Source organism: Streptomyces parvus, from assembly GCF_014648875.1.
Taxonomy (GTDB): Bacteria; Actinomycetota; Actinomycetes; order Streptomycetales; family Streptomycetaceae; genus Streptomyces; species Streptomyces parvus.
The window spans coordinates 41,686-59,366 of record NZ_BMRY01000010.1; the positions used below are offsets into that span (position 1 = coordinate 41,686).

Annotated in this window: 10 protein-coding genes; 9 read left to right on the forward strand and 1 reads right to left on the reverse strand. The window is 74.7% G+C overall.

The window, feature by feature from the left end:
* The first annotated feature begins 123 nt into the window (after window positions 1–123).
* From IE140_RS27120 to IE140_RS27140, 5 genes are all read left to right on the forward strand, one after another.
* Entirely contained in the window at window positions 124–1,476 is a 1,353-nt protein-coding gene (locus IE140_RS27120) for a coiled-coil domain-containing protein (RefSeq protein ID WP_093438221.1), read from the forward strand.
* On the forward strand, window positions 1,473–4,316 hold the full coding sequence (locus IE140_RS27125) for a serine/threonine-protein kinase (protein ID WP_150193387.1): 2,844 nt from the start codon (window positions 1,473–1,475) through the stop codon (window positions 4,314–4,316). Before IE140_RS27120 ends, IE140_RS27125 begins: the two co-directional genes overlap by 4 nt.
* Before the next feature lie 2 nt (window positions 4,317–4,318).
* Window positions 4,319–5,800: a PP2C family protein-serine/threonine phosphatase gene (locus IE140_RS27130; protein WP_150193388.1), complete on the forward strand. Its 1,482-nt coding sequence runs from the start codon at window positions 4,319–4,321 to the stop codon at window positions 5,798–5,800.
* Window positions 5,801–5,819: 19 nt separating this feature from the next.
* Complete coding sequence (locus tag IE140_RS27135; protein WP_150193389.1) at window positions 5,820–7,181, forward strand: vWA domain-containing protein; 1,362 nt, start codon at window positions 5,820–5,822, stop codon at window positions 7,179–7,181.
* Window positions 7,182–7,266: 85 nt separating this feature from the next.
* A complete protein-coding gene (locus IE140_RS27140; RefSeq protein ID WP_150193390.1) occupies window positions 7,267–8,700 on the forward strand; it encodes an FHA domain-containing protein in 1,434 nt (477 codons plus the stop codon).
* Window positions 8,701–8,721: 21 nt separating this feature from the next.
* On the opposite strand, the gene IE140_RS27145 is transcribed toward IE140_RS27140, so the two are convergent.
* Window positions 8,722–9,726 carry a methyltransferase domain-containing protein gene (locus IE140_RS27145; protein ID WP_150193391.1) on the reverse strand — a complete coding sequence of 335 codons (1,005 nt, stop codon included), beginning with the start codon at window positions 9,724–9,726 and terminating at the stop codon, window positions 8,722–8,724.
* 114 nt (window positions 9,727–9,840) lie between these two features.
* Between IE140_RS27145 and IE140_RS27150 the strand changes: the two genes are divergently transcribed.
* The 4 genes from IE140_RS27150 to IE140_RS27165 all read left to right on the forward strand — a co-directional run bounded on the left by IE140_RS27150 (window position 9,841) and on the right by IE140_RS27165 (window position 17,668).
* On the forward strand, window positions 9,841–10,245 hold the full coding sequence (locus IE140_RS27150; protein ID WP_006124491.1) for a globin: 405 nt from the start codon (window positions 9,841–9,843) through the stop codon (window positions 10,243–10,245).
* A 196-nt stretch (window positions 10,246–10,441) separates the two neighbouring features.
* Window positions 10,442–13,771, forward strand: a complete 3,330-nt coding sequence (locus IE140_RS27155; protein WP_150193392.1) for an FtsX-like permease family protein — start codon at window positions 10,442–10,444, stop codon at window positions 13,769–13,771.
* A 1-nt stretch (window position 13,772) separates the two neighbouring features.
* Entirely contained in the window at window positions 13,773–16,652 is a 2,880-nt protein-coding gene (locus tag IE140_RS27160; RefSeq protein WP_150193393.1) for an ABC transporter permease, read from the forward strand.
* Window positions 16,649–17,668: an ABC transporter ATP-binding protein gene (locus tag IE140_RS27165; protein WP_032779208.1), complete on the forward strand. Its 1,020-nt coding sequence runs from the start codon at window positions 16,649–16,651 to the stop codon at window positions 17,666–17,668. Before IE140_RS27160 ends, IE140_RS27165 begins: the two co-directional genes overlap by 4 nt.
* Window positions 17,669–17,681 lie beyond the last annotated feature (13 nt).

Here is a 17,681-nt window from a genome sequence, read left to right on the forward strand (position 1 = left end):
CCCGCGCCGCGGGGCCGTGCACCACAGCGGCGTACGGACCGGAACGAGCGGGCCGGAGCAGACCGACAGCAGACCGATCCCGCCGGGCCCACCGGCCCGGCGGGGAGAGCGGAGAGGTGATCGATGGGCGTCGCGGGATCCTTTCCCGGCTACACGGGGAGGTCCTCCGGACCGGTCATGGACCGGGAGGAGGCGGACCGTGCGCTGGCCCGGCTCGGGGCGGAGCACGAGGCCATCGAGACCTCGCTCCTCGCGCTCCAGGACCATGCCGGGCGCCGGCTCCTGGAGGGCGCCGAGCTGACCGGCGTCACCCGGGAGCGCTGGGCCGCCACCGAGCAGTCGATCACCCTCCTGTGGGGGTATTTCGACGCGTACGCGGACGCCCTGTCCGAGGCCCGCGAGATCCGTGCGCGCCGCCGCCATCCGAACCGGGACGACCTCACCGCGCTGACCGAGCTGCTGCGGGGCGAGTCGGTCACGGTCGCCAACCCGGGTGCGGTGCCGCCGCCTTCGGCCGCGGGGCCGGCCCGGCTCTCCGAGCGGTTCTCGCTCCAGGAGCTGGTCGCCCGGATGAACGAGCTGTACGCCAGGTCCCTGGACATGGTCGTCGCCGCCGACTCCGTCTGGTCGGCGCTGCCCGCCCGGATCGACCTGCTCGCGGCCGAGCTGCACCGCACACGTTCGCTGGCGCACTCGGTGGGAGTGCGGCCCGGTGAGCATCCGGCCGGGGACGATCTCGCGGAGATCACCGAGGAGCTGACGACGCTGCGGGTGCAGGTGATCTCGGACCCGCTGGCGTTCTGGCTGCCGGGTCCCGGCAGCGCCGCGCCCGGCGGCGGGCGCCCGGACACCTCGCGCTACGACCGGGCGGCCCGCGCCCTGGAGGACGTACGGCGCGAGATCGAGGCGGTGCTCGCGGTCCGGCAGGACGCGGAGGCGCGCCTGGTGCGGCTGCGGGACGTGCTCTCGCGGGCCGACCGCACGCTGACGGAGGCGCGCGCGGCGCGCGGCGAGGTGCTGGCGAAGATCGCCGCATCCGAGGTGCCCGCGGTCAGCGGTCCGCCGACCGCTCTCCAGGAGCGCCTGGCGGCCGCGTCGGAACACCGCCGGCATGCCCAGTGGCACCGGCTGTCACCGCTGCTGGAGGCCTTGGAGCAGGAGGCCGAGGACGAACTGCTGCGCGCGCGTGAGTCGTTGACGTCGGTGACCGCGCCGCTGGCGGTCCGCGCGGAGCTGCGCGGCCGGCTCGACGCGTACAAGGCGAAGGTGGCCCGGCACGGCCTGGCGGAGGATCCGCTGCTGATCGAGCGGTACGACGCGGCGCGGCGCATGCTGTGGAGTGCGCCGTGCGATCTGCGGGTCGCCGAGCAGGCCGTCCTGCGCTACCAGCACGCGGTCGCGGAGTCGTTGCGGCCGCACCGGCCCGACGGACCGCAGGACGGGCGGGGCGCGGGCGAACAGGGGGAATCACGATGAGTACGCAGTGCCAGCGCCCGGCGTGCGAGGGCGATTACGAGGACATGGGCGGCGGTGAGCTGTACTGCGACACCTGCGGTCTGGCTCCGGTCGTCTCGCCCACGGGCATGGTCTCCTCGCCGCCGACCGGGATCGCCGGGGGCGGCCGGGCGAGCAGCCGGGACAGTTCCTCGCAGCGTTCCGGCTCCCGTGCCTCCGCCCGGTCCTCGTCCCGTTCGTCGACCTCGCGCCGTTCGGTCTCCGGCCGGCTGTCGCGTTCGCTGTCCGGGGCGTCGACCTCCCGTTCGGTCTCGGTGCGCTCCTCCGGCTCGACGTCGGCGGCCTCGGCGCGGGGGCGGCTCGGCGTCGGCCTGGTGGAGGTCCCGGACGTCCCCCGGCCCGATCCGCGTACGGCGGTGATGGAGCGGCCTGAGGTGCCCGAGCGCAAGCGTTTCTGCTCCCGTTCGGACTGCGGGGCCCCGGTGGGCCGTTCCCGCGGTGAGCGGCCGGGCCGCACCGAGGGGTTCTGCACCAAGTGCGGCCACCCGTACTCCTTCGTGCCGAAGCTGACCGGCGGCGACATCGTGCACGGCCAGTACGAGGTCGTCGGCTGTCTCGCGCACGGCGGTCTCGGCTGGGTGTATCTCGCGGTGGACCGGGCCGTCTCGGACCGCTGGGTGGTGCTCAAGGGCCTGCTGGACACCGGCGACCAGGACGCGATGGCCGCCGCGATCTCCGAGCGCCGCTTCCTCGCCGAGATCGAGCACTCCAACATCGTGCGGATCTACAACTTCGTCGAGCACCTGGACCAGCGCACCGGCTCCCTCGACGGCTACATCGTCATGGAGTACGTCGGCGGCAAGGCCCTCAAGGAGATCGCCAACGAGCGCCGCACCCCGGCCGGGAAGCGCGACCCGCTGCCGGTGGAGCAGGCCTGCGCGTACGGGATCGAGGCGCTGGAGGCGCTCGGTCATCTGCACAGCCGCAATCTGCTCTACTGCGACTTCAAGGTCGACAACGCGATCCAGACCGAGGACCAGCTCAAGCTGATCGACATGGGCGCGGTGCGCCGGATGGACGACGAAGAGTCCGCGATCTACGGCACGGTCGGCTACCAGGCCCCCGAGGTGGCGGAGCTCGGCCCGTCGGTCGCCTCCGATCTGTACACGGTGGCCCGGACGCTGGCGGTCCTCACCTTCGACTTCCAGGGGTACACGAACGTCTTCGTGGACTCGCTGCCGGACCCGGACACCATCGAGGTGTTCCGCACCTACGAGTCGTTCTACCGGCTGCTGGTGCGGGCCACGGATCCGGACCCGGCCCGGCGGTTCGCCTCGGCCGCGGAGATGGCCGAGCAGCTGACGGGGGTGCTGCGGGAGGTCGTGGTGCTCCAGACGGGCCGGCCGCGCCCGGCCCTGTCGACGCTGTTCGGCGCGGAACTGCGCGTGGTCGACACGGAGTTGTTCGCCCCGCAGACGGACGACGTCTCGCAGCTGGGCGGCCGGGACACCGGCTCCGGACGCGGCGGGCCGCTGGGCCGCCGGAAGGGGCGCGGCGGTCGGACGGCCGGCATTCCCGCGCAGGGCGGCGGGCAGGTCCACGGCGGTGCGGCTCCCGTCGTGCCGGGGGCCGTGACGTCCGCGGTGGCGGGGGCGCTGCCGGTGGGCGCGCAGCCGTCCGGCCCGGCGGGGGGTCACACGGCGGGCGCCGCTCCGCTGGCCGTGCCGCCGACCCATGTGCGGGGCTCCGCGCCGGGCGGCGGGGCTCCGCCCGCGTACGCTCCCCCGGCGCACGCTCCTGTTCCGGCGCCCCGGCCGCCCGACCAGGCCCCGCACGCCGCTGGTGCCTCCGCCGGACCGTACGTCCGGACCGCCCCGGCCGGACCGTACGGCCCCGGTGGGGGTGTCCTGCTCGCCCTGTTCGACGCCCCGGCCACCGCGTTGGCGCTGCCGGTCCCCCGGGTCGACGCGCTGGACCCGAACGCCGGTTTCCTCGCGGGTCTGATGGCCTCCGCCCCGGCCGAGCTGATCACCGCCCTGCACACGGTCCCCGTCCCCTCGCCGGAGACCCGGCTGCGAGAGCTGCGGGCCCGGCTGGAGATGCGGGAGCCGGATGCGGCCGCCCGTGCGCTGACCACCCTGGAGGGTGAACACGCGGACGACTGGCGGGTCGTCTGGTATCGGGGCGTCACCTCGCTGGTGACCGGTGACCACGAGACGGCGGCCCTCTCCTTCGACGCGGTCTACGACGCGTTCCCCGGCGAGATGGCGCCCAAGCTGGCGCTCGGGATCTGCGCGGAGGTGCTGGGCCAGCTGGACAACGCCGCCGAGTACTACCGCCTGGTGTGGGCGACCGATCCGGGGTTCGTCAGCGCCGCGTTCGGCCTGGCCCGGGTGCAGATCGCCGCCGGGGAGCGGGGTGCGGCGGTGAGCACCCTGGAGTCGGTGCCGGAGGCCTCGATCCACTACACGGCGGCGCGGGTCGCCGCCGTCCGGGCGCGGCTGCGCGAACGCTCGCACCGGGAGCCGCTGCTGGCCGATCTGACGGCCGCCGGAGCCCAGGTGACCGCGCTGGGCGCCTTCGGTCTGGACCCGGTACGGCACGAGCAGTTGTCGACGGAGGTACTGGGCAAGGCGCTGGACTGGGTACTCTCCGGTAGTCCCGGTGTCCCCGGGCCGGGCGGACCGGCCGCCGGTCCGCCGGATGCACGGAAGCTGCTCGGCGCCGAAACGACCGAGCGGGGACTGCGGTTCGGGCTGGAGCGCTCGTACCGGATGCTCGCCCGGCTCGCGCAGCGGGGCGACGAGAGGATCGAACTGGTGGAGCGGGCCAACCGTTTCCGCCCCCGGACGTGGGTGTGAAGATGTCACAGAGCCAGCAGCAGCCCGCCCTGTCGAAGTGCCCCGGCTGCGAGGAGCCGCCAGCTGCGGGCGACCTGTTCTGCGGGGCGTGCGGCTACGACCTCTCCGCAGTGCCCGCGCGCCCCGGTGACCGGCCCACGATGGCCATCACCGTGCCCCCGGCCGCCCCGGAAGCGGCGGGCGCCGAGGCCGTGCGGTGGCCCGCCGCCGCGGAGACCGACAGCTCGGACGTGCCCGCGCCCGTGCACCGCCCGTCGGACCTGCCGGGCACGGACTCGGGCGGCAGGCCCCTGGCCGAGCAGGAGCAGGAGCCGGAGCAGGAGCAGGAGCCGGGCACGCCGGTCGGGTCCTGGCCGGTCGGGTCCGCGCCCGTCGGGTCCGGGCCGGGGCCGGAGCCCCTCGGCGCGCCGGAGCCCTCGGCCGCCGCGGTGCGCCACGACGACCGGGCGGACCCGGACGCCGCCGAGCACTCCGGTGACTTCGCACTCGCCGCGCCCGATCCCCGTACGGCGGAGCACGCCGCCGCAGCAGCCACCGCACCCGCCGCCGGGGGGAAGGTCTGTGTGGCCTGCCGCTCCGGCCGGGTGGGCCCCGACGGCTACTGCGAGAACTGCGGGCACGCCCAGCCCCGCGAGCGCGACCACATGGAGCGGGAGCTCGACGCGGTGGCCGCGGTGAGCGACCGGGGCCTGCGCCACCACCGCAACGAGGACTCCTTCGCGGTGTCCTCGACCGCCCTGCCGGACGGTTCGCCCGCCGTCGTCGCGATCGTCTGCGACGGCGTCTCCTCGGCGAGCCGCCCCGACGAGGCGTCGGCCGCCGCCGCGAACGCCGCCAACGAGTCGCTGCTGGAGTCCCTGCCGCGCGGTACGCATCCGCAGCAGGCGATGCACGAGGCGATCGTCGCCGCGTCCGAGGCGGTCAACGCCCTGGCGCAGGAACCGGCCGGGGCGATGGAACACGACGCGCACCGCCACCAGAACGCCCCGGCCTGCACCCTGGTCGGCGCGGTCATGGCCGGCGAGCTGCTGATCGTCGGCTGGGTCGGCGACAGCCGGGTCTACTGGGTGCCCCAGGACCGGAGCCGGCCGACCGCCCGGCTCACCGAGGACGACTCCTGGGCCGCGCAGATGGTGGCGGCCGGCCTGATGAACGAGGCCGAGGCGTACGCGGACGAGCGCGCCCACGCCATCACCGGCTGGCTCGGCGCCGACGCGTACGAACTGGAGCCGCACACCGCCGCGTTCAAGCCGGACCGGCCGGGCCTGGTGGTCGTGTGCACGGACGGCCTGTGGAACTACGCCGAGTCCGCCGAGGAGATGGCCGCCGCGGTCCCGGCCGACGCCCAGGAACACCCGCTGCGCGGCGCCCGGGTGCTCGTCGGACACGCGCTCGACGGTGGGGGCCACGACAACGTAACAGTGGCACTTCTGCCGTTCGCCGTCCGGCCGCAAGGGGCAGGATCGGCCTGCGAAACCGTTTGAGCCTCAAGGAGCCGACCAGATGGCCAACTTCTCCAAGTCGAACGTGCCGCAGTTCTCCGTCGAGGTGTACCAGAACGAGTTCCTTCCCGAGGGCGGCCGTGAGGTCAACGCGATCGTCACGGTGACCTCGACCGGCGGCGGCACCACCGGCGGGATACCCCTGGCGGACGCGGTGCCCTCGTCCGCGCCGGGTGCCGGGCAGGGGCCCGGCGCGGCCGTGGTGCTGATGGTCGACTGTTCGGGCTCGATGGACTACCCGCCGACGAAGATGCGCAACGCGCGCGACGCGACGGCGGCGGCGATCGACACGCTGCGCGAGGGGACCCGGTTCGCGGTGGTCGCCGGGACGCATGTGGCGAAGGACGTCTATCCGGGCGACGGCCGGCTCGCGGTCGCCGACGCTCGGACGAAGGCCCAGGCCAAAGAGGCTCTGCGGAAGCTGAGCGCGGGCGGAGGCACCGCGATCGGCACCTGGCTGCGGCTGGCGGACCGGCTGCTGAACGCCGCCGACGTCTCCATCCGGCACGGCATCCTGCTGACCGACGGCCGCAACGAGCACGAGTCGCCCGAGGATCTGCGGGCGGCCCTGGACTCCTGCGCGGGCCGGTTCACCTGCGACGCCCGCGGGGTGGGCACCGACTGGGAGGTGAAGGAGGTCACCGGGATAGCCGCCGCCCTCCTCGGCACGGCCGACATCGTCGCCGACCCCTCGGGCCTGGCCGCGGGCTTCACGCGGATGATGGAGAACGCCATGGGCAAGGAGGTCGCGGACGTCGCGCTGCGGCTCTGGACCCCGGTGGGCGTGGAGATCCGGTTCGTGAAGCAGGTCGCGCCGACCGTCGCCGACCTGACCGCCCGGCGCACCGAGGCGAACGCCCGGGCCGGGGACTACCCGACCGGTTCCTGGGGCGACGAGTCCCGCGACTACCACGTGTGCGTCCTGGTGCCGGAGGCCGGGATCGGCCAGGAGATGCTGGCGGCCCGGGTCTCGCTGATCCTGCCCGACCCCTCGGGCGCGGGTACGCCGCAGACGCTGTCGCAGGGGCTCGTACGGGCCGTGTGGACGGACGACATGGTGGCGTCGACGTCGATCAATCCGCAGGTCGCGCACTACACGGGTCAGGCGGAACTGGCACAAGTCATCCAGCAGGGGCTGGACGCACGCAAGTCGGGCGACTTCGACGGCGCGACGGCGAAGCTGGGCCGTGCGGTGCAGCTGGCGTCGGCGTCCGGGAACCAGGACACTGCGAAACTGCTTTCGAAGGTGGTCGACGTCGTCGATGCCGCGACAGGTACTGTGCGACTGAAGGCGAAGGTCGCGGAAGCGGACGAGATGACCCTCGAAACCCGCTCCACCAAGACCGTTCGCGTCAAGAAGTAGCACGGAACGATCACCCGCGGTCAAGACGCCGCGACCGACAGCATGCGGCCTCCGCGGCCGGAAGAGGAGAGGGGGAAGCGCCGACATGCCGACCTGCCCGAACGGACACCAGTCGGGTTCCGAGGACTGGTGCGAGGTCTGCGGACACCGCATGACGACCGGTGGTGCGCCCGCGGGCGCGGTGCCCCCGCCGCCTCCTCCGCCGCCCGCGCCCGGATACGGCTACCCGCAGCCCGGGTCCGGCACCGGTGGCGGACAGCCCACCATGCAGGCGGAGCTCTGCCCGCAGTGCCGTACGCCGCGTGAGGCGATGGCGCCCTTCTGCGAGGAGTGCCGCTGGAACTTCCTCACCAACACGGCGACCTCCTACACCCCGCTGGCCCCGCAGCACAGCACGCCCAGCGGCCCGCCGCCCGGCCTCAACCTGCCGCCCGGCTTCCAGGCGCAGAACCCCGGCGGACCGTCCGGCCCCGGCGGCCCCGGCGGCCAGCCCGGTCCCGGTGGTCCCGGCGGCCAGCCCGGCCCCGGTGGTCCTGGTGGTCCTGGTGCGCAGGGCGGTCCGCCCGGCGCGCCCCGGCCGCGCGATCCGTTCGACTACCAGGGCTCGCGGCCCTCGCAGATGAACCGTCCCGCCGAGCCGCTCGCCCCCGAGCAGAACGGTCCGCAGGGGAACGGCGGCCAGGGCGGTCCTCCGCAGTCCTTCCAGCAGGGTCCTCCGCCGTCCTCGTTCCAGCAGCAGGGCCCGCCGTCGACGCGCTCGCCGTTCGAGCCGCAGCAGTCGGCTCCGTCGCCGTTCGAGCCCCAGCAGGCCTCGCCCTTCGCACCGCCGCAGCAGCACCAGCAGTCGGCGCCGCCCGCGCCGCCGCAGTCGTCGGGGCACACCGGCGGTGGGGACGACTGGATGCTGTCGCCGCCCTCCCAGGCGCAGTCGCAGCAGCCGCCCCAGCAGTTCCAGCAGCCGGGCCCCCACCAGGGACAGCCTGGCCAGGGTCACCAGGGACAGGGACAGCCGGGCCACCAGGGTCAGGGACAGCAGCAGCACGGGCAGGACCAGAGCTACGACCAGGGCCCGCAGCACGGCGGCGTGCCCGGCCAGGGCGGGCCGCAGCAGGCCGCCACCTGGACCGCCGTGATCGCCCCGGACCGTGCGTACTTCCTCGCGATGATGCAGCGCAGCGGCCCCGAGGCGACCGGGCTGAACCTCCCCGCGTACTCCCCGGAGCAGCGCCTTCCGCTCACCGGCAGCCAGGTCACCATCGGGCGTCGCCGGCAGAGCACCGGGGAGTCCCCCGACGTCGATCTGTCGGTGCCCCCGGAGGACCCGGGCGTCTCGCACCAGCACGCGGTGCTGGTGCAGCAGCCGGACGGCGGCTGGGCGGTCGTCGACCAGAACTCCACCAACGGCACCACGCTGAACGGCGCCGAGGAGCCGATCCAGCCCTACGTCCCCGTGCCGCTCCAGGACGGCGACCAGGTGCACGTCGGGGCGTGGACGACGATCACGGTCCGCCGGGACTGAGTCCCCCGCCCACCTGGCCGCTCACCGGCCGGGGGCGAGGGGCCAGGTGTACGGGCCCTGCGGGTCGTCGAGCCAGGCCCACTGCCGGCCCTGGCCGACCGTGATGCCGTATCTCTCCCGCTGCGGCCGCCCCTCGCGCTCCCAGAGGGAGAGGGCCTCGTGCGGATCGAGGGTGCCCGCGGTCAGCGTCAGGAGGAACCGGAACAGGTCGTCGCCCGCCACCCGGCGCGCCAGTCCGCCGAGGTGCGGCAGCCCGTCGGACAGCGGCAGCGCCCCGCGCAGGGGCACGAAGTACGCCGGGGTGTGCAGGAAGTGCCCCTCGGCGCGCGGGCCGTGCGCCGTCGTGCGGACCTCCAGCAGGACCAGTCCGGTGGCGAGCGGCGCGAGGATCAACGCCCCCGGACGGCACTGTTCCGGCCAGCTCCGCGGTACGGAGGGCAGGGTGCAGGTCGCGATGATCCGGTCGTACGGGGCGCGCTCCGGGCAGCCCAGGGCCCCGTCGCCGGTGATCACCGTCGGGTGGTACCCGGCCGCGGCGAGGTGGAAGCGGGCGGATTCCGTGATCTCCGGGTCCAGATCGACGCTGGTCACGGCGGGGGCGCCGAGCCGGTGGGCGAGGAGCGCCGCGTTGTAGCCGGGGCCGGTGCCGATCTCCAGAACCGTGTGACCGTCCCGTACGTCGAGGGCGTCGAGCATCAGGGCCATCAGGGACGGCTGACTGGAGGACGAGACGAGTTCGCCGTCCTTGAGCCAGGTGGCCAGCGCCCCGTCCGCGTACACCCCGTGCAGCCAGCGTGAGCGTTGCCCGGGGTCCGCGTCCTCGGCCCCGAGGCGTTCGTAGCCGCCGATTCCGTGCACGTAGAAGAACGGCACGAACAGATGGCGGGGCACCTCGGCGAAGGCGGTCCGCCAGGCGGGATCGGTGAGTCCGCCCCGCGCGACGATCTCCCGCACGAGGGCGTCCCGCGCCGCGTCGGCCTCGGCGTCGGGGGCGGACGGGGAGGGGCTCTGCCGGTGTGCACCCATGTCTCCACTGTCCTGCGCCGGAGCCGTGGGGGCGAGAGGGAGCGCACGGCCCTGAATCCGGACCTTGGTCCTAGGACTCCTGACCTCGGGCGGTGCGTCTGCGACCATGGACGGGTGACTGAGATTCCGCGCGACACGCTTCAGGAGCAGACCTTCTACGAGCAGGTCGGCGGCGAGGCGACCTTCCGGCGCCTGGTCCACCGCTTCTACGAGGGCGTGGCGGGTGACGAACTGCTGCGGCCGATGTACCCGGAGGAGGATCTGGGTCCGGCCGAGGAGCGGTTCGCGCTCTTCCTGATGCAGTACTGGGGCGGCCCGCGCACCTACAGCGACCACCGGGGCCACCCGCGGCTGCGGATGCGCCACGCGCCGTTCCGGGTGGACCGCGCGGCCCATGACGCCTGGCTCTCCCACATGCGGGTCGCGCTGGACGAGTTGGGGCTGGCGCCCGAGCACGAGCGGCAGCTGTGGGACTACCTGACCTACGCCGCCGCCTCGATGGTCAACACCGCGGACTGACAGCGCGGTCCACGAGTCGGCATGTGAACGATCCGTGACCGGGCGTCACCGAAATGCGACGCTCCACCTCCGGATAACGATCACGATCGCATCAAGGTGCGCCTGTAAGCGGTTACCGAAACCCCGGTCCCTCTGAGAACATCACGTGTACGTCGGGGGGCGTGCGCATGCGGTGTTTCCGGGGCTGGGGGATCAGGTGACGGGTTTCGTCCTTCTGCGGGTGCGGGCTCATCGCCTGCTGCTCTCGGCGGCCGTCCTCGCCGTCCTGCTGACCACCTCCGTACTGGCCGCGCTCACCGCGTTCTCAGGTTCCGTCGGGGACGCGGCCCTGCGCCACACGCTCACCCACCGGTCCGCCGCGTCCGCCGCTCTCGTCGTGTCCGCGTCGGTGGACCACGAACAGCGCGCGGAGGCCGACGAGGCCGTCCGCAAGGCATCCCGCGACGCCTTCGACGGGCTGCCCGTGACCGTGGGGAAGCTGGAGAGTTCGGGGTCGTACGCGCTGCCGCGGAGCCTCCAGGACCCGGCGGCCCGGCGCGGCGAACCGGACCTCACCCACTTCTCCGCCCTCGACCCCGACCGGACAAGGATCACCGAGGGCAAGGCGCCCGCGGCCTCCGACGGCACCGGGCCCGTACAGGTCGCGCTGCCCGTCGTCGCCGCCGAGGCGCTGAAGCTGAAGCCGGGCGCGCGGCTCACCGTCACCGACCGGCTGCACGACGACAAGAAGCAGCGGGTCCTCGTCACCGGCGTCTACGAGGCCGCCGACCGGTCCGACCCGTACTGGCAGCTGGACCCGCTGGGCGGGCGCGGGGTGCGCAAGCTCGCCTTCACGACGTACGGCCCGCTGCTCACCGACCCCTCGGTCCTCGCCTCGGGCACGCTCGGCGGCGGGCAGACGTCCTGGCTGGCGTCCGCCGACTTCGCCACGCTGACCACCGGCTCCATGGACGGGCTGCGGGACGCGTCGGCCGGCGCCCCGGAGGCGCTGACGGCCGCGCCCGTGTTCAAGTCCGGTGTCACCGCGCGGATGTCGCTGCCGACCGTGCTCGACCAGCTCGACCGGGCGCTGCTGGTCTCCCGGTCCACGCTGATGATCGTCGCGGTGCAGCTGGTGCTGCTCGCCGCGTACGCCCTGCTGCTCGTGGCCCGGCTGCTGAACAGCGAGCGGGACGGCGAACGGGAACTGCTGCGGGCCCGGGGCGGTTCGCGGGGCCGGATCACCTCGTTCGCCGCGATCGAGGCGCTGCTGCTGGCCGTGCCCGCCGCGGTGGTCGCCCCGCTGCTCGCGGGGCCGCTGACCGGGCTGCTGGCCGAGCGCAGCGCCCTGTCCCGGATCGGTCTTGAGGTCGGCGCGGCCTCGACCGGGACCGTGTGGCTGGTCTCCGCGGCCGTCGCGCTGGCCTGTGCGCTGGCCGTGGTGGCGCCGTCGCTGACGGCCGGGGCGGGCGGGCGCCGGACCCGGGCCGCGTCGCTGCCGGGACCGGTGCGGGCGGGGGCGGACCTCGGGCTGCTGCTGATCGCGGCGGTGGCGTACTGGCAGCTGGACCGGCAGGCCGGCGGCGGGGCGCTCACCGGCGACCGGGCGGGCAACCTCGGGATCGACCCGCTGCTGGTCACCGCCCCCGCCCTCGCGCTGCTCGCCGGAACGGTCCTCACGCTGCGGCTGCTGCCGCCCGCCGCGCGGCTCGCGGAGCGGCGGGCGGCCAAGGGCCGGGGGCTGCCCGCGGCCCTGGCGGGCTGGCAGTTCAGCCGTCGCCCGTTGCGCGGCGCGGGTCCGGTGCTGCTGCTGGTCCTGTCGGTCGCGATGGGCATGCTGGCGATCGGGCAGAGCGCCTCGTGGGACCGTTCGCAGTCCGACCAGGCCGACTTCGGTTCCGGGGCCGCGGTCCGGCTGGTGGGCGGGCACGGCAGCGGCCCGGCGGCGGCCGGGATCTACAGCGGCCTGGACGGGGTACGGCAGGCGGCCCCCGCCCACCGGACGACGGTGGAGGCCTCCGGGGGACGCACGGCCGAGGTCCTCGCCCTGGACACCGCCCACGCGGACGAGGACATGCTGATGCGCTCCGACCTCGCCGGCGGAAGCCCGCGCCGGGTGTTCGACGCCATCGCCCCGAAGCCGGCCCCCCGCCCCGGGCTCGTCCTCCCCGAGGACAGCACCCGGGTGAAGCTGGACCTGCGGATCACCACGGTGTCGCCGAAGCCCTCCCGGTCCGCCGTGGATCCGGACGGGAATCCCCCGGTGGTCACCGTGCTCCTGGAGGACCGCTACGGCCTCCCCTACCGGTTCCTGGCCGGCCCGGTACCCGTGGACGGCCGACCGGTCCCGGTGTCGTTCGCGGTGTCGGCGGCGGGCGGCCTGGCCGTGACCGGTATCGAGGTCGACGACACACCACCGTTCCGCCAGGCGCAGAAGCGTCGGGTCGTGGTGAGTGACGTACGCGCCGTCACGGGCCCCGGCGGCGACCCCGCGTCCGGTGCCGACTCCTCCGAAGGACGGGAACGCCCGGTGCCGGTCTCCGGGTCGGTGCGCTGGGACGCGTCGATGGCGCTCACCGAGCACGGTGACAGCCGCCCCGGTGAAACGCCGGTGCGCAACGGGACATCCGGGCTGCCGGACTTCACGTACGACACCGGCGTGGAGACCGAGGACGACTGGAAGCAGACCACCAGCACCCTGCGGATCACCGCCGCCCGGCCGGAGGCCGCGCCCCTCAAGGCGGTCGCGACGGACGACTACCTGGAGAAGGCGAACGCGAAGCTGGGTGACGAGATCGACCTCACCCTGGCCGGGAACACCGTCCGGGTGACCCTGGCGGAGTCGGTGCGCCGGCTGCCCACCACCGGGACCGCCGAGCTGTCCGGCGCCGCGGACCCGGCGCAGTACGGCGGCGCTCTGCTGCTGGACCTCACGGCCGTCACCGAGGTCCTGGCCCGGCGGACGACGGCCACGATCGAGGCGACCGAGTGGTGGCTGAGCGCCGGCCCCGGCGACGCCCCGAAGGTCGCCGCCGCCCTGCGCGCGCTGCCGGACACCGACCCGGCTCAGGTACTGGTCCGGGCCGAGGCCGCCCAGCAGTTGGTGGACGACCCGCTGGGGGCGGGGCCGCAGTCGGCGCTGCCCGCCGTCGCGGTGGTCGCCGCCGCGCTCGCGGCGGTCGGCTTCGCGGTCAGCGCCTCGGGCTCCCGGCGCGAACGGTCGGCGGAGCTCGGCGTGTTGCGGGCGCTCGGCGCCCCGCGCCGCCAGCTGGCCCGGATGATCGCCGCCGAGCAGGGTGTGCTGATCGCTCTCGCCCTGCTGATCGGGCTCGGCATCGGCACCGTGCTGACCCGGGCCGTCGTCCCGCTCATCGTGCTCACCGGGCAGGCGGACCGGCCCGTTCCGTCGGTGCTGGTCGAGCTGCCCGCCGGGCAGGTCGCCGCACTGCTGGCCGGGGTCGCCGCACTGCCGCTCGTGATCGTCGCGACGATGGCGCTGCGCCGCGGCGACCCGGCGGTCACACTGCGCCACCAGGGGGACCACTGACATGAGTGACGGCAAGCGGGCGGCGAGCGCCCCCTGGATACGGACCCGGCTGCGTACCGCACCCGGCGCGGCGGTGGCCCTCGCGGTGCTGGTCCTGGTGACGGCGTTCCTCGCCGCGGCGTTCCCGCGGGCCGTGGACGCGTACGAGACGAAGGGGTTGCGCCATGACATCCGGCGGGCCGACGCGGGGCGCAGCGCCCTGGAGATCGCCCGCCCCCAGCCCGGACTCGAACTGCCGCAGGCGCAGCGGGAGGCCGGGGTGCGGTCCCCGGAGCTGAAGCGGGTCGGCGGTGCGCTCGTCAAGGCCCTGCCCGCACCGCTGCGCGCGGACATGTCGTCCGTGGCGTACGGCCTGCGCACCACGAAGCCGGTCCTCGCGACCGAGCCCTGGCTGCCGAGGCCCGACACGGTGCCGCCGCAGCTCTCGTACACGGCGCAGACGGGGCTGAAGGACCATGCCCGGCTGGTCGAGGGGGCCTGGCCGGCGACGCCCGACGCGGTGACGTCCGCCTCGCGTGCGGTGGGGGGCGCGGTCACCGAGGAGACGGCCGCCGCGCTGAACATGGAGGTCGGCTCGACCCTCGAACTGCCCACGGCGGCCGGGGGCTCGCTGAAGGTGACCATCACGGGCATCGTCGCCCCCCGTGACCCGCGCGGCAGCTACTGGTCGGCCGATCCGCTGGTGCGCACCCCGTCGCTGATCCCGGACCCGACGAGCCGATTCCCGCAGAACTACTGGACCGGCACCGTCCTGCTGGCCGAGGACGCCGGGCCCGCGCTCCTGGCCACCGCCACCGAACCGGCCGTCTTCTGGCGGATACCGCCCGACCCCTCCGCGCTCACCGGCCCCGACGGCGACCGGCTGACGTCCGTCATCGCCTCGCTGGAGAGCGGCCCCGGGCTGCTGAAGGTGCGGGCGATCGCCGGGGACACCGCGGCGGTTCTCACCGGGCTCGGCCACATCGTGAGGGACAACGCTCGGATGCGGGACGCGATCAGCCCCGTGATCGCGGTCGCCGCCCTCGGCATCGGCTCCGTGGCCGCCGTCGTCCTGGTGATGACGGGCGCCCTGATCGCCGCCCGTCGCAAGGCCGAACTGGCGCTGATGCGCTCGCGCGGCGGCTCGCTGCGTGGCATCGGCGGCCGTCTGCTCGCGGAGACCTCGGTGACCGTGCTGCCCGCGAGCGCCCTCGGACTGCTGCTCGCGGTACTGGCCGTGGGCGAGGGCCGCTGGTGGCCGGCGGCGCTGGCGGCGGCGGGCGTCGGGCTTCTCGTCTGCGTCGCGCTGCCTCTGCGGACGACGCTCCAGCACATCCGGCCCACCCTGCACGGCGCCCGCGAGGACATGGTGAGCGCCAAGCCCTCGCGTCGGCGGACCGTCGCCGAACTGACCCTGCTCGTGCTGGCGGTCGGCGCGGTGACGGCGCTGCGCCGTCGCGGCACGTCCGGCGGCACCGATGTGCTGGTCAGCGGGGCACCCGTGCTGGTCGCACTGATCGCGGCACTGGTGCTCGTACGGCTCTATCCGCTGCCCCTGCGTCTCGCCGCGCGCCCCATGGCCCGGCTGCGCGGGGCGATCGGCTTCCTCTCGCTGGCCCGGGCCGGCCGTTCCTCGGCCGGCGGGGCCCTGCCGCTGCTGGCCCTGCTGCTGGCGCTGGCCACGGCGGCGTTCGGCGGCTCGGTGATCGCCGGGATCGGGGACGCGCGGGACGACGCGGCGCTGACGGCCGTCGGCGCGGACGCCCGGGTCAGCGGCAGGAGCGAGCGGGCCACGCTGCCCGACGAGCTGGTCCGTACGGTGCGCGACCTGGACGGGGTACGGAGCGCGGCCCCGCTGCGGATCGAGTTCGGCGTGACCATGCCGGAGACGGCGGCCGCTGCCGGCGATGCGGACGGCAGCGGTACGGGCGACAGGGTCACGGGTACGGGTTCGGGCGCGGACATCGGTGGCGGCGACGCGGCCGGGGCGAGCGGGGCGAGGGCCATGACCATGGTGGGCGTCGACCCGGCCTCGTACACCCGGCTGGCCCGGACGACCGGACTGCCGGACTTCCCGAGCGGCCTGCTGAAGGCCACCGGCCCGTCGGCGCCGTTGCCCAAGGGGGCGCAGTCCGGCCCTGAGCGCGTGCTGCCGGTCATCGCCTCCCCGGCGGTGGCGGCCCGGCTGGGCAAGGAGGCGCACGCGGTCGACACGCTCTCCGGGGACTTCAAGGTCCAGGTGGTGGGGACCGTCGGGCGGGTGGCGTCGCTCGCCTCCACGAACTTCCTGATCGTCAACTCCGCCTCCCTGGAGGAGCGGGCGCCCACCACGCTGCTGCTCACCGGCGCCCCCGACCCGGGGAAGCTGCGCGCGGCGGCCGACGGGAACGGCGAGGAGTTCGCCGTACAGCTGCGGTCCGAGGAGCGCGCGCGGTATGTGAACACCCCGATGCAGGCGGGGGCCGAACGGATCTATCTGGCGGCCGTCGCGGCGGGCGCCGGATACGCCCTGCTGGCCGTTCTGCTGTCGCTGCTCCAGACCGCGCCCGAGCGCAAGACGCTGCTGGCGCGGCTGCGGACGATGGGGCTGACCACCGGGCAGGGCAGGCGGCTGCTGGCCTTCGAGGCGACACCGCAGGCGCTGCTGGCGGCGGGCGGCGGCCTGCTCACCGGCTGGGCGACCATCGTCCTGCTCTCCCCCGGCATCGATCTGGTGCCCCTCGCGCTCGCGGGCGTCGCCGGATCGGACACGAGCCCCGTCACGCTGCGCGCCGACCTCTGGTCGCTGGCGCTCCCGGCCGCCGGGGTGGTGGCACTCGCCGCCGCGGTCGCGGGCGTCCAGGCGTGGTGGGCGAGCCGCCGCGGATCGATCACCGAACTCAGGGCAGGAGACTCCCGATGACCTCGTCCACCGAGACGGCAGGCACGGCCCGCGCGGCCGAGACGACACTCGCGGAGCTGGAGCGGAGGGCCGCGGCCCGCCGGGACCGCCCCTCCTACGGGCACGACGCGCTGATCGCCTGCGACCGGGTGGTGCGGATCTTCACCACGGACGGGGTGGAGGTGCAGGCCCTCCAGGGGCTGGACCTGCTGGTCACCGAGGGCGAGCTGATGGCCCTGGTGGGGGCGTCGGGCAGCGGCAAGTCGACGCTGATGAACATCCTGGCCGGCCTGGACGTGCCGACGGCGGGCTCGGCGAAGGTCGCGGGGTGCGATCTGCTGTCGATGGGCCCGAAGGAACGGCTGCGCTACCGGCGGGACGTGGTCGGGTTCGTCTGGCAGCAGACCGCCCGCAATCTGCTCCCGTATCTCTCCGCGATCCAGAACATCACCCTGCCCATGCAGTTGCGCGGCGGCGGGAACAAGCGCGAACGGGCCGCCCGTGCCGAGTCGTTGCTCGCCATGCTCGACATCGCGGACTGCCGCGACCGGCGGCCCCAGCAGCTCTCCGGCGGTCAGCAGCAGCGGGTGGCGATCGCGGTGGCGCTGGCCAACAACCCGTCCGTGCTGCTGGCGGACGAGCCGACCGGTGAGCTGGACTCGGCCACCGGTGAGCAGGTCTTCGCGGCGTTCCGGCGCGCCAACGAGGAGCTGGGCACCTCGATCGTGATCGTCACCCATGACCAGGCGGTCGCGAACGAGGTGCGGCGTACGGTCGCCATCCGCGACGGCCGTACGTCCTCCGAGGTGCTGCGCCGCACGGAGGTGGACGCGGCGACGGGCCAGGAGTCGCAGGTGGCCCGGGAGTACGCGATGCTCGACCGGGCGGGACGGCTCCAGCTGCCGGCGGACTACACGCAGGCGCTGGGCATGGAACACCGGGTGCTGCTGGAGCTGGAGCCGGACCACATCGGTGTCTGGCCGGACGCGCACGGGGCGCCGGAGGACGGTCCGGCGGAGGGCGCACCGGAGAAGTAGCGGCAGCCGGGCG

What these genes read in the sequence shown, in the direction of transcription:
- IE140_RS27120 (WP_093438221.1), top strand. Translation starts at nt 124, where the DNA reads ATGGGCGTCGCGGGATCCTTTCCCGGCTACACGGGGAGGTCCTCCGGA.
- IE140_RS27125 (WP_150193387.1), top strand. Translation starts at nt 1,473, where the DNA reads ATGAGTACGCAGTGCCAGCGCCCGGCGTGCGAGGGCGATTACGAGGAC.
- IE140_RS27130 (WP_150193388.1), top strand. Translation starts at nt 4,319, where the DNA reads ATGTCACAGAGCCAGCAGCAGCCCGCCCTGTCGAAGTGCCCCGGCTGC.
- IE140_RS27135 (WP_150193389.1), top strand. Translation starts at nt 5,820, where the DNA reads ATGGCCAACTTCTCCAAGTCGAACGTGCCGCAGTTCTCCGTCGAGGTG.
- IE140_RS27140 (WP_150193390.1), top strand. Translation starts at nt 7,267, where the DNA reads ATGCCGACCTGCCCGAACGGACACCAGTCGGGTTCCGAGGACTGGTGC.
- IE140_RS27145 (WP_150193391.1), bottom strand. Translation starts at nt 9,726, where the DNA reads ATGGGTGCACACCGGCAGAGCCCCTCCCCGTCCGCCCCCGACGCCGAG.
- IE140_RS27160 (WP_150193393.1), top strand. Translation starts at nt 13,773, where the DNA reads ATGAGTGACGGCAAGCGGGCGGCGAGCGCCCCCTGGATACGGACCCGG.
- IE140_RS27165 (WP_032779208.1), top strand. Translation starts at nt 16,649, where the DNA reads ATGACCTCGTCCACCGAGACGGCAGGCACGGCCCGCGCGGCCGAGACG.